The organism is Pseudomonas sp. RSB 5.4 (genome assembly GCF_037126175.1).
GTDB classification, from domain to species: domain Bacteria; phylum Pseudomonadota; class Gammaproteobacteria; order Pseudomonadales; family Pseudomonadaceae; genus Aquipseudomonas; species Aquipseudomonas fluorescens_H.
Map to the genome: position 1 here is coordinate 2,719,267 of NZ_CP146986.1, position 13,864 is coordinate 2,733,130.

Below are 13,864 nucleotides of genomic sequence, written 5' to 3' on the forward strand. Positions count from 1 at the left end.
CCATGGGCGCAAGCATTCTCACCGCGAAGAACCTCAGCAAAGTGGTTCCCAGCGCGGAAGGTGAACTGACTATCCTGCACGAACTCAGCCTGGAACTGAACAAGGGCGACAGCCTGGCCATCGTCGGCGCGTCCGGTTCCGGCAAATCCACCCTGCTCGGCCTGCTCGCCGGCCTCGACCTGCCAAGCAGCGGCGAAGTCATCCTCGCCGGGCAATCCCTGGGCAACCTCGACGAAGACCAACGCGCGCGCATCCGTGCCGAACACGTGGGGTTCGTCTTTCAGTCATTCCAGTTGCTCGACAGTCTCAACGCGCTGGAAAACGTCATGCTGCCGCTGGAACTCGATGGCCGCAAAGACGCCCGTGAGCGCGCTACTGAGCTGCTGCAACGGGTCGGCCTCGGCCAGCGCCTGGCGCACTCGCCGCGCCAGCTCTCCGGTGGCGAACAACAGCGCGTGGCGATTGCCCGGGCCTTCGCTGCCGAGCCGGACGTGCTGTTCGCCGACGAACCCACCGGCAACCTCGACAGCCACACCGGCGAGCGCATCAGCGATTTGCTCTTTGAATTGAACAAGGAGCGCGGCACCACCCTGGTGCTGGTGACCCACGACGAACGCCTGGCCCATCGCTGCCGGCGCCTGATCCGACTTGAAGCCGGGCTGCTGGTCGCCCCTCTGGAGCCTTGATGGCACGTCTGCCGCTGTTGCGTCTGTTCAGTCTCGCGCTACGTCAACTCATGCGCGATGCCCGCGCCGGGGAATTGCGAGTGTTGTTTTTCGCGCTGGTGGTGGCGGTCGCGGCGAGTACCGCCATCGGCTACTTCGGCGCCCGCCTCAACGGCGCAATGATGCTGCGCGCCACCGAGTTCCTTGGCGCCGACATGGTGCTTGAGGGCAGCTCGCCGGCCCGCGACGAACAGATCCGCAGCGGCACCGAGCTGCGCTTGAATCATGCGCAGGTGGTGGAATTTTCCAGCGTAATCGCCACTGACAACGGTATTCAGTTATCGAGCATAAAAGCCGTCGACCGCGCCTACCCTCTGCGCGGCGAACTGAAAAGCGCCCCGGCCCCGTTTGCCGTTGAAACAGCTGGCGGTGAACCGCAACCCGGTGAAGCCTGGGTCGAAGCACGTCTGCTGACCGCCCTTGATCTGAAGATCGGCGACAGCATCGACGTCGGCATGAAAACCCTGAAGCTGACCCGCGTGCTGACCTACGAACCGGATCGCGCCGGCAACTTCTACAGCCTCACGCCTCGGGTGATGATCAACCTCGATGACCTCGCGGCCACCGGCGTGGTGCAGCCCGGCAGCCGCGTGAGCTACCGCGAACTGTGGCGCGGTGAACCGCAGGCGCTGGAGACCTACCGGCAATTGATCAAACCGGGGTTGGCGGCCAACCAGCGAATCGAAGATGCGCGCGACGGCAATCGGCAGATTGGCGGTGCACTGGGCAAGGCCGAGCGTTATCTGAACATGGCCAGTCTGGTCGCGGTGTTACTCGCCGGCGTGGCCGTAGCGTTATCGGCCAACCGCTTCGCCAGCCGCCGCTTCGATGCCAGTGCGCTGTTGCGCTGCCTTGGCCTGTCGCGTCGGGAAACCATGCTGCTGTTCAGTATTCAGCTGACCGTGCTGGGCCTGTTCGCCGCCCTCAGTGGTGCCGTGCTCGGCTGGCTGGCGCAACTGGGACTGTTCGCTCTGTTGCATGATCTGCTACCCGCCGATGTGCCACCGGGCGGCCTGTTTCCGGCGCTCGCCGGGATCGGCACCGGGCTGGTGGCACTGGCCGGTTTCGCCCTGCCGCCGCTTGCCGCGCTGGGCCGGGTGCCACCGCTGCGCGTATTGCGTCGCGACATGCTGCCGATTCCGTCGAGTACCTGGATGGTTTATGGCGCAGCGCTGGGTGCGCTGGGCCTGATCATGTGGCGCCTGAGTCTGGATCTGTTGCTGACTTTCGCCCTGCTGGGCGGTGGTGTGGTCGCTGCGCTGCTATTGGGAGGCTTGCTGCTGTTGTTGCTCAACAGCCTGCGGCGGATGCTCGCCCGTGCGCCTCTGCCGTGGCGCCTCGGTCTGGGTCAGTTGCTGCGTCATCCGCTGGCGGCGGCCGGGCAAGCGCTGGCGTTCGGGTTGATCCTGCTGTCGATGGCGCTGATCGCTCTGCTGCGCGGTGAATTGCTCGACACCTGGCAAAACCAGTTGCCGAAAAACGCCCCCAACTACTTCGCCCTGAACATCCTGCCGGCGGACAAACAGGCCTTCACCGATCATTTGATCAAAGTGTCCGCACAAGCAGCGCCGCTATACCCGGTGGTGCCGGGACGGCTGATCAGCATCAACGGCGAACCGGTGCAGCAGATCGTCAGCAAGGATTCGGCCGGTGATCGCGCGGTGCAGCGTGACTTGAGCCTGACCTGGGCGGCTGACCTTCCGGCCGGCAACAAGCTCACCGCCGGTACCTGGTGGACCGGGCAACCCTCGGATGACGTGCCGGGCGTTTCAGTTGAAGGCAAAGTCGCCGAAAGCCTCAAGCTCAAACTCGGCGATCACATGGTGTTCAGCGTGGGCGGGGTCAATCGTGAAGCGAAAGTCACCAGCCTGCGCGAGATCAACTGGGACAACTTCCAGCCGAACTTCTTCATGATCTTCCAGCCCGGCACCTTGAAGGATCTGCCAGCGACTTACCTGACCAGTTTCTATCTGGCACCCGGTCACGATCAGCAGATTGTCGAGCTGTCGCGGGCATTTCCGGCGGTGACCATCCTTCAGGTCGAAGCCCTGCTGGAACAACTGCGCAGCATCCTCGCCCAGGTCACCCTGGCGGTGGAATACGTGTTGTTGTTTGTGTTGGCGGCGGGGATGGCCGTGTTGTTCTCCGGCTTGCAGGCAACCCTGGATGAACGCATTCGCCAAGGCGCGCTGTTACGTGCGCTGGGGGCGCAACGGCAGTTGCTGGTCAAGGCCCGGCGCATCGAGTTCGGCTTGCTCGGGGCGGTCAGCGGTTTGCTGGCAGCCATTGGTTCGGAGGTGGTGAGCCTGGTGCTGTATCGCTATGCGTTCGATCTGCCGTGGCATCCACATCCATGGTTGCTGGTGCTGCCATTGATCGGCGCCGTGCTGATTGGTGGTGCGGGTGTATTCGGCACACGCCGGGCGTTGAATGCGAGTCCGCTGACAGTCCTGCGCGAGGGTTGATAGACTCCTGTCTTCGTCACCACAAGAAGCTGCCATGAGCCGTTATCGCCCTCCCCGCACCGCCGGCACCGCGCTGATCACCCCTGAAGGTGAAGCGCGGATGCGCGCCGAATTCCATGAGCTGTGGCACGTGCGCCGCCCGCAGGTGACGCAAGCAGTCAGCGAGGCAGCGGCCCAGGGTGATCGCTCGGAAAACGCCGAGTACACCTATGGCAAGAAAATGCTGCGCGAGATCGACAGCCGCGTGCGTTTTCTTACCAAGCGTCTCGAAGCATTGAAGGTCGTCAGCGAAAAACCCAGCGATCCGAACAAGGTCTACTTCGGCGCCTGGGTGACCATCGAGGACGAAGACGGCAAGCAATCGCGCTACCGTATCGTCGGCCCGGATGAGCTGGATCTGAAACTCGGTCTGATCAGCATCGACTCACCGCTGGCCCGCGCCTTGATCGGCAAGGCGCTGGACGCCGAAGTCCGGGTGCAGACGCCAACCGGTGAGCAATTTGTCTATATCGTGGCGATCGACTATCCCTGAGCGTTTCAGCGGCGGGTGATCAAACCCTGCCGCGCGACGCGAACCAGTTGCTTGATCATTTCCGGGGCATCTTCCTGGCTGGGGGCCTGAATCACTGCCAGATCGAAACTGTCACTGGCAAACCGCGCCAGCGATTCACCATCTTCGACAAACTGGATCAGGAACGCGGCAGGACCGCCGCTGCGACGTGGCCAGCCATCGAGATAACGCAACAGCGTCGGCTGGTGTTTGCCGCCAAGCAGGATTTTTGGGTTGCGCTGGGTGATATGAGCCGTGATCGGCGCGGGACGTGCTGGAGGGCGTAGTGCATTCATCGTGTCGTGTCTCTGCCTCAAAAGTCTGCATGGCAGGTGAGAGGCAACACCGAACCAGCGCTTTAGCGGTATTTCGAAGCCCTGTTCCGGCTTCTGACGGCAACTGTAGAAGTCACCTGGCGCCCCGCAAGTAGCTGTTTAAATCGGCGCATGAGCAACATCCTAGATAACGTGACCGATGAGTGTCAAGAATCGGCCGCAACAAAAAAGGCCCGCACAATGCGGGCCTTTTGCTGGAGCCAGAGCGCTCAACCGGCGATGGCGCGATCCACCGACAGCTTGCCGGCGCCTTCGATCATCACCGCAAGACTGCCACCCAGCAGCGCCAGAGCAAATTCGTAACCGTTGTTGGCCATGAACAGACCGTTGCTGATGTGCACGGTGAAGATCGCCACCAGCGACAGGAAGGTCAGACCCAAGGCTGCCGGACGCACCAACAGGCCGATGATCAGCGCCAGACCGGCAAAAAACTCGGTACCGCCGGCCAGCGTGGCCATCAGGTAACCCGGGTGCAGACCGAGGCTGTCCATGTACTGCGCAGTCCCCGCCAGACCGTAACCACCAAACAGACCAAACAGTTTTTGCGAACCGTGGGCGGCGAAGATCACGCCAACAGCGATACGCAGAATGGTCAAGCCGTAACCGGCGCGGGTGAACAGTACCTTGTTGATCAGAGAGCTCATGTGGGTCATTCCTTTTGGAGAAGTGTGTGTTGGTTGGCCGCCATATTAATCAGTTAATTTCATGTTAAAAGCGGAAATATTCCACCATACCAATCGATTTATTTGATTATTTGCGTGAGGCTACTTTCTGTCCCCGGGGCTCCAACGACTCCCGCTCCCGGTCGAACGCCAGGTAATACTTGTTCACGCTATTAACATAGCTGACCGGCCCCATGCCCACCTGCTCCATGGCGATGCGCTCGACCTGAAAGAACCACTGGTTCGGATTCAGCCCGCGCCGCCGTGCCTCGGCGCGCATGCCTTGCACCCGCTCCGGGCCGATGTTGTAGGCCGCCAGGGTGAACGCCATGCGCTCACGCTCATTGAGCTTCGGACTGTTGAAAAACTTGCGCCGGATCATCGCCAGGTACTTGGCCCCGGCCTGCACATTCGCATCAAGGTTCTGGATGTTGTTCACCCCGACCCGCTGCGCGGCGGACGGGGTGATCTGCATCAGCCCGGTCGGCCCACTGCCGCTGCGGGCGCTGGGTTGCAGCGCCGATTCCTTGAAGGCCAGCGCCGCCAGATTCAGCCAGTCCATGCTTTGCGCGTCGGCGTGTTTTTGCAGGGTCGGGCGCAGTTTTTCCAGACGCTGACGATCAGCCTTGGCCAATGGATAGTGCACTTGGTAAAGGCGCCGATAGATCCGCAGAAACTCGGCATCCTCGTTCGCCGGTTTCTTGTAGCCGACCAGGAAGCGATCAATGCTTGCCCGCAGCATCGAGGCATCACGGCGCACAAACCAGTATTCCTCACCCGGCTCGCTGATCATCAATTGCCGATCGAAACGCAGCTTGGGCAGGATCTTGCCCCAGCGCTCGGCGATCGGTTGCTCGACGATGGTCAGATGAAAAATCCCGCCCTGCACCATCTCCAGCACGTCCTCGACCGCCAAGGTCGGATCGACCCATTCGATCTTGATCGGTGCCAGTTTGCGCAGCGCCAGTTTCTGATTGAGCTGACTGACCGCCTCCCCCGCCGCACTGCCGGTCGGCAAGGCTAGGGTCTTGCCGGAAAGCTGTTCGACCTTGGTGTAGCGACGCTCGCCCTTGATGCCGACCAGCACCAGCGGCACATTGCTGGCGATCGGCTCGCTGCTGGCTACCGCGTGGCCGGGTTGCAGATCGAGCAGCTCGCCGGGCGCGACCAGATCACCTTCGCCGCGCTGCAACGCGCCGAGCAGTTGATCCTTGGCTTGGGGAATGATTTTTAGGATGATTTCCTGGCCGTCGCGGGCGTGGCCATTGAGGTATTGCTCGAAGGCGCGCAGGCGATGGTATTCGACACCGATGGCCTGGCCCTGGACTTCACCGGAGCTGTTGCGGCTCTGATTGACCAGCACGCGCAACACGCGACTGCTGCGTATCTCCGACAAGTCGCGGACCTTGGCGGCCGGCACGGCTTGCAGTGGCCCGGGCAAGCGCGCAACCGCCGTTATCGGCAGCAGCAGCGACGCACACAACAGGAGCAAAACCGAGGGACGATGCATCCACTCTCCGGAAAGAATACGGGGGCGTTTTCTAACCGCTGAACGGTCGAAATTGCCGACGAAAACAGAGCGCCTGGAGCGCTGACAAAGTGCAAGAGACTGGCACGAGGATGGCATTTGCGCCAACCCGAGCAGTCTCGCGGCATCAAAAGACAGCTATAACTCGTTGTAGTTCTTGGCTTTTCTTATGAATCTACAGCTCTGGTATGCTTTCCGGCCTTCGGCCCGAGGTAGCAACCATGCAACTCATCGATATCGGCGTCAACCTGACCAACCCAAGTTTCGCCGAAAAACATCAGGCCGTGCTCGACCGCGCCTACGCTGCCGGGGTCTGCCAACTGGTGCTGACCGGCACCAGCGTCGAGGGCAGCGAACAGGCGCTGGAGCTGTGCCAGCAACTGGATCAAAGCGGCCAGCGACTGTTCGCCACCGCCGGCATTCACCCGCATTCGGCCAGTGACTGGAACGCTGACAGCGCGCGCCGTTTGCGCAGTCTGCTGCAAGAAGCAAACGTGGTCGCCGTGGGCGAATGCGGGCTGGATTTCAACCGGGATTTCTCGCCGCGCCCGCAGCAGGAAAAAGTCCTCGAAGAACATCTGGCGCTGGCCGCAGAACTGCAGTTACCGGTGTTCCTGCACGAGCGTGACGCCAGTCAGCGTCTGCTGGAAATCCTCAGGGACTTCCGCGATCAATTGCCCGCCGCCGTGGTGCACTGCTTTACCGGCGAGCAAAAAGCCTTGTTCAGTTACCTGGATCTGGACCTGCACATCGGCATCACCGGCTGGATCTGCGACGAGCGCCGGGGCACGCACCTGCATCCGCTGGTCAAGGAGATCAAGCGCGGACGGCTGATGCTCGAAAGCGACGCGCCGTACCTGCTGCCCCGCACCTTGCGCCCAAAGCCGAAGAACGGCCGCAATGAACCAGCGTATCTGACCGAAGTGCTGCGCGAAGTGGCGCTGCATCGGGGCGAAGCCGAGGAAGATCTGGCAGCACATACCACAGCGTGTGCCCGCGCATTCTTCAACCTCCCCGCCCTGCCCTGACACACCACAAATTCCATTGTGGGAGCGGGCTTGCTCGCGAAGGCAGTGTGTCAGGCAGAAATGAGCTGAATGACACACCGCATTCGCGAGCAAGCCCGCTCCCACAGGGGATCAGCGTAGAACCTGTTGACCCATATCAACATCCCGATATCTGCATAGCGGCACAATACTGGCACCTTGCCAAAACTGTTTCCGCTATCAGAGAAGACCTCCATGGGTGCCTGGCTTAGCAATATCTCGCTGAAATACAAATTCTGGGCGGTCAATGCGGTCGCTTTCGTCACCACCCTGCTGCTGGTGCTGTACGCCGTGCAACTCGAGCAGCAGGCCCGCAGCCAAGCCTCACAAGCGTCTGCTCAGGCTCAGGCGCAATTGCTCAAGGCCTGGCCGGCCGGGCAGGCGCTGCCCAAGACTGATCAGGTGCTGACCTTCAAACGTGGTGAAGCGCCGCGCCTCAACGACCAGCCTGTGCTGGAGATCAGCGAAAGTAACGGCTGGAACGAGATCAATCACCTGCCGCTGTTCGGCAACAACCCGCTGATGGGTGCCGAAGTGTTCAGTCGCGCCGACGGCCAGCAAGTCGCGGTCATTGCCTATAGCCCAAGCCTGGCGCAAGTGTTCAGCGAACGCTTTGCCAACTACGCCGTGGCGGTGTTCATCCTGATGTTCGCCATGCTTTGCGCCTCACAGTTGCTGATCCGTTTCCTGCTCAGTCAGCTCAACACGCTGAAAGACGTGATGCTGCACGTCGAGAAAAGCGGTGACCTCTCGGCCCGCGTACCGCTGGCCTGCAAGGACGAAGTCGGGCAGATGGCCAATGCGTTCAACGCGATGCAGGCCGGTTATCAGCGCGTGGTCACCACCGTAGCCAACACCGCGCGGCAACTGGACGTCGGTGCCGCACGTCTGGCGGCGAGCATGAACGACGTGCGCCACGGCATGCTCGGTCAACAGAGCGAGACCGATCAGGCCGCCACCGCGATCAACGAAATGACCGCCACGGTTTATCACATCGCGCAGCACGCCGGTGCCACTCGCGACCTGTCGCAAACCGCCGACAGTCTGGCCGGCAGCGGCCAGCAAGTGGTCAGCCGTGTGCAGCAGTCGATTGCCGGACTCTCCAGCGGCGTGCAGCAAACCGCCGAGATGATTCAGCGTCTGGCCGAGGACAGCCAGAAAATCAACGGTGTGGTCAGCGTGATTCACAGCATCGCCGAGCAAACCAATCTGCTGGCGCTGAACGCCGCCATCGAAGCGGCCCGTGCCGGCGAGATGGGCCGTGGCTTTGCGGTGGTCGCCGATGAGGTGCGCAACCTCGCCAAGCGTGTGCAGACCTCCACCGATGAAATCACCACCATGGTCTCGGCACTGCAGGCCGGCACGCGCGATGCGGTGGACTTCATGCAGGAGAGTTCGTACAAGGCCGACGACTGCGTGCAGCAGGCGCAGGAAGCCGGTGAAGCGCTGGCGGAAATCACTGGCGCCGTGGCGCAGATGCGCGAGAGCAACACGCAGATTGCGGTGGCGGCGGAACAGCAGAGTCAGGTCGCGGAAGAGATGAATCGGGCGGTGGTGAGCATTCGTGATGTGACCGAGAATACCGTGCAGCAGACCGTGGATTCGGCGACCACCAGTAATGAGTTGGCGACGTTGGCCGGGGAGCTCAACAAGGCTATTGGTCAGTTGAAACTCTGACGACGCCTTCGCGAGCAAGCTCGCTCCCACAGGGAATCTGTGGCGTACACCAATCCCCTGTGGGAGCGAGCTTGCTCGCGAAGGCGTCAACCGGGTCAACATCGAATCCGGCGATGACGCCTATCACTTCAATAGCCAACCTTGATTCGCCCGCCCCACCCGCCCCGGCCTATTCTCCAACCATGTGTTCAACATGGATCGAGGAGTAGCAAACATGGGCAAACGTCATCCCAACCTTCCCGCGTGGCAATGGCGCGCGTACCCGAACAATCACCAGCACCCGACCAATCTGGTGTTGCACCTGATTGCCGTACCGTTGTTCATCGTCGCGTTTCTGTTGATCGTCTCTGGCGTGTTCAGCCTGAGTCTGGCCAGTGTCGCCATCGGCGTGATTGGTATTGTCGCGGCGCTGGCCTTGCAGCGCCACGGCCACAGCCTGGAGGCGCAAGCCTCCGAGCCGTTCAGCGACCGCCAGGATGCAGTGTCACGCTTGCTGGTCGAGCAGTTCCTGACCTTTCCGCGGTTCTTGCTCAGCGGTGGCTGGTGGCGCGCCTGGCGGGAGCGGCACCGTCGGCATTGATTCAGGCAAAAATCGTTACAGTCTGACGACTCATGGCGATCAACTCCCCGTCCGCACTCCACAGCTTGGCGGCGACATGGCCGTAACCGTCGGCGGCATATTCGATGTCTGCGAGGTATTTGCACCAGTCCAGGGTGCTCAAATCGCGTAATGGCTGAACGAATTCAATGGTCCAGGTCAGCGTGCTGCCCGGTGCCGGCTTCTTCAGATACGGCAACAATGCCGGTGGCCACGCATCCACCAGTGCCAACAGATGCGCTTCATTGACCGGCTCTTCCTTCACATCGCCACGCAAACGCACCCAACCGCCCATCTGCCGCGATTTATTGCCGGTGAACGGCATGCCGCCGACACTCCAGCGCATCGACAGATGCCGCATGAACTCCGGGGTCACGCCTTTGATATAGGGCAACTCCTGGCATTCATCCCAGTGTTTCATTTCAGCAGCGGGATAGGCCTCAACCGCCACTTCCGAGGGCCGCGAAGCGCCGAAACTGCCTTGCACGATCGTTACCACCTGACCGTTCTGCATGGCCCGCCCCAACACCTGGCTGACTGCTTTGCCTTCGCGCAACACATCGACTTCGAAACTCACCGGTACTTCCGGCTCGACCGGGCCAACAAAGGTGATCGCCAGCGAACGCACCGGGCGCTCGGCCGGCACTTTCGCGCGCATGGCTTCGTATTGCAGCGCCGCGACCAGGCCACCAAAACTGGCCCGACCCTGGCCCCACTCGGCGGGAATGGTCAGTTCTGGATCGCGACGGACCGCATCGAGCAGATCGGAAAAGCGCATGACAACCTCAGCAAGCGAAAATTGAATGCTGCGATCTTAACCAGCATGAGAGAGCGCCGCAGCGTCTATTCCGGTCAAATGGACTGACAGAAAGGCCTTAAGGTCAGGAAGATATTCGAATGTGGGAGCGGGCTTGCTCGCGAAAGCGCTGTGTCAGTCACCGATGTGTCTACTGATACACCGCTTTCGCGAGCAAGCCCGCTCCCACAAAGGGTCTATGGAGAATTCAGGATTTGAAGCAGGCTGAACTGAGTTTATCGAGCACCCGATCCGCCTTGGCTTCAGCCTTGATCAGGCCCGCCTGCCAGGTCGCGACGCACGGTTGCAGATCGCTTTCCAGCTCGGCCCGCGCCAGCCACTGCCAGCAATCGTGCCAGTCGCCCAGCGCGCCCTGCGCCGACTTCAGCCGTGCCAGCGCCGCTTCAGGCAGGCGATCCAGTTCCGGATAGGCTTCGATGCCATAGCGCACGCGCTTGATCAGCAAGCGCAGGCGATGCCGATCGTGGGCAGGATCGTGCAGGGCCTGGTCAAGTTTTTTCCATTGTTTGTGCAGGCGTTTTTCGATGCGTTTGGCCAGGCCCTTGAGCAATCCCTGACGCTCGGAGGCGCGCAGGAATCGCGGGAACGCGTCGAGGATGATCAGCAGCGAAGCCACCTCGGCACTCGCCGCCAGCGTCGGATACGCTTCCGCCATCTGCGCCATGCGCCGTTGCGCGGCCTGCGGTTGATCGTGCTGGAGCAGGTAGGCGGCCAACACCTCGCGATCGCGCCACGGCGTGGTCAACTGACCGACCGCCGACGCGGCGCCCTCCAGTTGTTCTACACCCGGCAAGCCACGCAAGGGCCGCAACAGGCTGCGCAAGCGGCGCACCGTGGTGCGCAAGTCATGCAGTGCCTCGGGGTCGGTACGCGCGGTCATACGCGCCTGACAGGCCAGCAAACGCACTTCCAGACTCAGGACATGAGCCACCAACCGGTCAACCAACGCAGACATCGCTTGCTCCTGATTCACATGGCTTGAAAGATGAGTCTGCCGTGGTCGGCCAGCCGCATCCTTGCGTCAAGTCAGCAGCTTAGCGCCCGGCGCGGGATTCGCGAATATAGAAACGCGCCTTCTCGGCTTTGTTGCTGCAGCCCTCGAAACCTTCGAATTGCTGTTGGGTCTTGGCCGCCGTCAGCAACGACAGCGCCTTGGAGTAACTGACCGTGCCGGCGAAACCTTCGGCCTTGGCCAGATCCAGTTCATGCCACGCCGCATCGAGCTGACTGCCGCAGCTGTCGCGATAAGCAGTCTTGCCAGCGCAACCGGCCAATGCCAGCGCGATCAACGGCACACAGATCCAGGCTTTCATCACTAACTCCTCAAATAGGTCAACAGTCGTGCAGGTAAGACGTTACGGCGCGAAAAAAGTGCCTTGGCGCCCGGTGAATCTGCGGTGACGAAAAGATAACCCCGACGGGTCACACAGTATCGGAAAACGACTCTGCTGCCGCCCCGAACGACTCTGGCGATTGTCGCCCGCCCATGGATGGGTGCATTGTGGTGCCTTGTCGGGGGAGGAAGTTTGATGAAAAAGCGTGTCGCACTGGTGCTGGGCTCCGGAGGCGCCCGGGGCTATGCCCATATCGGGGTCATTGAGGAGATCGAAAGACGCGGTTACGACATTGCCTGCATTGCTGGTTGTTCGATGGGCGCAGTGGTCGGCGGGATCTATGCGGCGGGCAAACTCGACGAGTACCGCACCTGGATCGAAACGCTCGATTATCTGGATGTGCTGCGTCTGGTGGACGTGAGCTTTCGCCTCGGGGCGATTCGCGGCGAGAAAGTCTTCGGGCAGATCCGCAAGATCGTCGGCGAGATCAATATCGAAGACCTGCGCATTCCCTACACCGCCGTCGCCGCCGACCTCACCAACCAGCAGGAAATCTGGTTCCAGGAAGGCTGCCTGCATCAGGCGATGCGCGCCTCGGCGGCGATTCCCAGCCTGTTCACCCCGGTGATGCAGGGTAACCGGATGCTGGTGGATGGGGGCATTCTCAACCCGTTGCCGATCGTGCCAGTGGTCTCCAGCCACTGTGATCTGATCATCGCGGTCAACCTCAACGCGACCAACCAGCGCCACTACAAATTGCCGGTGATCCAGCGCCCGCCAGCCTTTCGATCGCGTTTCGACAGCTTGCTCAGTTCGCTGGGTTCGAAGATGCCGTTCCGCCGCAAACAGGCCGAGCAGTTGCTGTTGCTGGAGCAGGAAGCGCTGCGCGCCGAAGCGGGCGAGATCAACCCGTGGCTGGAAGGCAGCGAACCGGAGAGCCAGCAACCGGCAGCGGCTCCCGAACGCGAAGGCGCGCCGAAATCCGCCACCGGCTCGTTCATCATCGACAACGTCGGACCGGCGTCACTGCTGGACCTGATCAACCAGAGTTTCGAGGTGATGCAGACCTCGCTGGCGCAATACAAGATCGCCGGTTATCCGCCGGACATCCTGATCAACGTGCCGAAGCGCGTGTGCCGGTTTTTCGAGTTCTACAAGGCGCCGGAGTTGATCGCACTGGGACGCGAGATTGCGCGGGATACGCTGGATCGGTATGAAAGTGAGCAGAGCAGAGAGCCCTGAAGTTCTCGGTTGCCTGTCAGGGCCTCTTCGCGGGCAAGCCCGCTCCCACAGGGTTCTGGGGTGTTATTGAAATTTGTGTATCACACCGACCACTGTGGGAGCGGGCTTGCTCGCGAAGAGGCCAAACCAGACCACACAAAACCTACAGACTATTCTCACTCAACAACCGATACCCAACCCCCGCCTCCGTCACAATAAACCGCGGCCGGGTCGGATCATCCGCCAGCTTCTGACGCAAATGCCCGACCACAATCCGCAGGTAATGACTGTCCTCGGTATGCGTCGGGCCCCAGATATCCTTGAGCAATTGCTGCTGGGTGATCACCCGGCCCGGATGCCGCGCCAGTTGCGCCAGCACCGCGTATTCCTTGCGGGTCAGCGCCACTTCGACACCGTCGAGCAACACCCGCCGATAAGCCAGATCCACGGTCAGCGGGCCGAACGTCAGCGCCGCTTGCTGGGCCTCGCCGGCCGGCGCCTGACGCAACAACGCGCGGACCCGGGCGAGAAATTCCTGAATGCCGAACGGCTTGGTCACGTAATCGTTCGCGCCGCCATCCAGCGCCTGGACTTTCTGCCCCTCACTGGCGCGCACCGAGAGCACCAGCACGGGCGCGGTGGCCCACTCGCGAAACTCGCGCAGCACCTGCTGGCCGTCCATGTCCGGCAAGCCGAGGTCGAGCACCAGCAGGTCGGGTTTGTTCAACGCCGCCTGGGCCAGGCCCTCGGCGCCAGTGCCGGCCTCCAGCACTTTATAGCCTTGTGAGGCGAGGCTGATGCGCAGGAATTTACGGATCTGTGGTTCGTCATCAATGACCAAAATGGTCGCGGTCTGGCTCATGAATTCACATCGACACAAAAGATTGGCAAGAGAGTAGCGCAGTC

The 13,864-nt window shown here is 61.5% G+C and carries 14 protein-coding genes; 7 read left to right on the forward strand and 7 right to left on the reverse strand.

What is annotated here, in order from left to right:
• Positions 1-2 precede the first annotated feature (2 nt).
• Genes V9L13_RS12175 through greB form a run of 3 tightly spaced genes read left to right on the forward strand, consistent with a single transcriptional unit; the run spans position 3 to position 3,722 of the window.
• Positions 3-686, forward strand: coding sequence for an ABC transporter ATP-binding protein (locus V9L13_RS12175; RefSeq protein ID WP_338802623.1), 684 nt, complete (start codon positions 3-5; stop codon positions 684-686).
• On the forward strand, positions 686-3,190 hold the full coding sequence (locus V9L13_RS12180) for an ABC transporter permease (protein ID WP_338802624.1): 2,505 nt from the start codon (positions 686-688) through the stop codon (positions 3,188-3,190). The genes V9L13_RS12175 and V9L13_RS12180 overlap by 1 nt, the downstream gene beginning before the upstream one ends.
• Positions 3,191-3,224: 34 nt before the next feature.
• Entirely contained in the window at positions 3,225-3,722 is a 498-nt protein-coding gene (gene greB / locus V9L13_RS12185; RefSeq protein WP_007964774.1) for a transcription elongation factor GreB, read from the forward strand.
• Positions 3,723-3,727: 5 nt separating this feature from the next.
• Here the strand turns inward: greB and V9L13_RS12190 are convergent, their stop codons facing one another.
• From V9L13_RS12190 to V9L13_RS12200, 3 genes are all read right to left on the reverse strand, one after another.
• Entirely contained in the window at positions 3,728-4,036 is a 309-nt protein-coding gene (locus V9L13_RS12190) for a class I SAM-dependent methyltransferase (protein ID WP_338802625.1), read from the reverse strand.
• 248 nt (positions 4,037-4,284) lie between these two features.
• Positions 4,285-4,719 carry a DoxX family protein gene (locus tag V9L13_RS12195; RefSeq protein WP_003226822.1) on the reverse strand — a complete coding sequence of 145 codons (435 nt, stop codon included), beginning with the start codon at positions 4,717-4,719 and terminating at the stop codon, positions 4,285-4,287.
• A 106-nt stretch (positions 4,720-4,825) separates the two neighbouring features.
• Entirely contained in the window at positions 4,826-6,247 is a 1,422-nt protein-coding gene (locus tag V9L13_RS12200) for a transglycosylase SLT domain-containing protein (protein WP_338802626.1), read from the reverse strand.
• Positions 6,248-6,486: 239 nt separating this feature from the next.
• Here V9L13_RS12200 and V9L13_RS12205 point away from each other — a divergent pair, with 239 nt between their 5' ends.
• The 3 genes from V9L13_RS12205 to V9L13_RS12215 all read left to right on the forward strand — a co-directional run bounded on the left by V9L13_RS12205 (position 6,487) and on the right by V9L13_RS12215 (position 9,568).
• On the forward strand, positions 6,487-7,293 hold the full coding sequence (locus V9L13_RS12205) for a TatD family hydrolase (protein WP_338802627.1): 807 nt from the start codon (positions 6,487-6,489) through the stop codon (positions 7,291-7,293).
• Between the two features lie 213 nt (positions 7,294-7,506).
• Positions 7,507-8,988 carry a methyl-accepting chemotaxis protein gene (locus tag V9L13_RS12210; protein WP_338802628.1) on the forward strand — a complete coding sequence of 494 codons (1,482 nt, stop codon included), beginning with the start codon at positions 7,507-7,509 and terminating at the stop codon, positions 8,986-8,988.
• Between the two features lie 214 nt (positions 8,989-9,202).
• Positions 9,203-9,568, forward strand: coding sequence for an Mpo1-like protein (locus V9L13_RS12215; protein ID WP_003226831.1), 366 nt, complete (start codon positions 9,203-9,205; stop codon positions 9,566-9,568).
• A gap of 1 nt (position 9,569) precedes the next feature.
• Here V9L13_RS12215 and V9L13_RS12220 read toward each other — a convergent pair whose 3' ends face one another.
• From V9L13_RS12220 to V9L13_RS12230, 3 genes are all read right to left on the reverse strand, one after another.
• Complete coding sequence (locus V9L13_RS12220) at positions 9,570-10,364, reverse strand: acyl-CoA thioesterase domain-containing protein (protein WP_003226833.1); 795 nt, start codon at positions 10,362-10,364, stop codon at positions 9,570-9,572.
• 226 nt (positions 10,365-10,590) lie between these two features.
• Positions 10,591-11,358 (reverse strand): CHAD domain-containing protein, encoded by a 768-nt coding sequence (locus V9L13_RS12225; protein WP_338802629.1) that lies wholly within the window; start codon positions 11,356-11,358, stop codon positions 10,591-10,593.
• 79 nt (positions 11,359-11,437) lie between these two features.
• Complete coding sequence (locus tag V9L13_RS12230; protein ID WP_007963692.1) at positions 11,438-11,716, reverse strand: hypothetical protein; 279 nt, start codon at positions 11,714-11,716, stop codon at positions 11,438-11,440.
• Positions 11,717-11,932: 216 nt separating this feature from the next.
• Here V9L13_RS12230 and V9L13_RS12235 point away from each other — a divergent pair, with 216 nt between their 5' ends.
• Entirely contained in the window at positions 11,933-12,979 is a 1,047-nt protein-coding gene (locus tag V9L13_RS12235) for a patatin-like phospholipase family protein (RefSeq protein ID WP_003226842.1), read from the forward strand.
• A 142-nt stretch (positions 12,980-13,121) separates the two neighbouring features.
• Here V9L13_RS12235 and V9L13_RS12240 read toward each other — a convergent pair whose 3' ends face one another.
• The gene (locus V9L13_RS12240) at positions 13,122-13,820 is read right to left on the reverse strand and encodes a response regulator (RefSeq protein ID WP_003226844.1); all 699 of its coding nucleotides are present in this window, start codon (positions 13,818-13,820) and stop codon (positions 13,122-13,124) included.
• Positions 13,821-13,864: the final 44 nt, after the last annotated feature.

Coding starts and splice junctions, on each gene's coding strand:
- V9L13_RS12195 (WP_003226822.1), bottom strand. CDS start 4,719: ATGAGCTCTCTGATCAACAAGGTACTGTTCACCCGCGCCGGTTACGGC.
- V9L13_RS12215 (WP_003226831.1), top strand. CDS start 9,203: ATGGGCAAACGTCATCCCAACCTTCCCGCGTGGCAATGGCGCGCGTAC.
- V9L13_RS12200 (WP_338802626.1), bottom strand. CDS start 6,247: ATGCATCGTCCCTCGGTTTTGCTCCTGTTGTGTGCGTCGCTGCTGCTG.
- V9L13_RS12230 (WP_007963692.1), bottom strand. CDS start 11,716: ATGAAAGCCTGGATCTGTGTGCCGTTGATCGCGCTGGCATTGGCCGGT.
- greB (WP_007964774.1), top strand. CDS start 3,225: ATGAGCCGTTATCGCCCTCCCCGCACCGCCGGCACCGCGCTGATCACC.
- V9L13_RS12180 (WP_338802624.1), top strand. CDS start 686: ATGGCACGTCTGCCGCTGTTGCGTCTGTTCAGTCTCGCGCTACGTCAA.
- V9L13_RS12190 (WP_338802625.1), bottom strand. CDS start 4,036: ATGAATGCACTACGCCCTCCAGCACGTCCCGCGCCGATCACGGCTCAT.
- V9L13_RS12240 (WP_003226844.1), bottom strand. CDS start 13,820: ATGAGCCAGACCGCGACCATTTTGGTCATTGATGACGAACCACAGATC.
- V9L13_RS12225 (WP_338802629.1), bottom strand. CDS start 11,358: ATGTCTGCGTTGGTTGACCGGTTGGTGGCTCATGTCCTGAGTCTGGAA.
- V9L13_RS12205 (WP_338802627.1), top strand. CDS start 6,487: ATGCAACTCATCGATATCGGCGTCAACCTGACCAACCCAAGTTTCGCC.
- V9L13_RS12175 (WP_338802623.1), top strand. CDS start 3: ATGGGCGCAAGCATTCTCACCGCGAAGAACCTCAGCAAAGTGGTTCCC.
- V9L13_RS12235 (WP_003226842.1), top strand. CDS start 11,933: ATGAAAAAGCGTGTCGCACTGGTGCTGGGCTCCGGAGGCGCCCGGGGC.
- V9L13_RS12220 (WP_003226833.1), bottom strand. CDS start 10,364: ATGCGCTTTTCCGATCTGCTCGATGCGGTCCGTCGCGATCCAGAACTG.
- V9L13_RS12210 (WP_338802628.1), top strand. CDS start 7,507: ATGGGTGCCTGGCTTAGCAATATCTCGCTGAAATACAAATTCTGGGCG.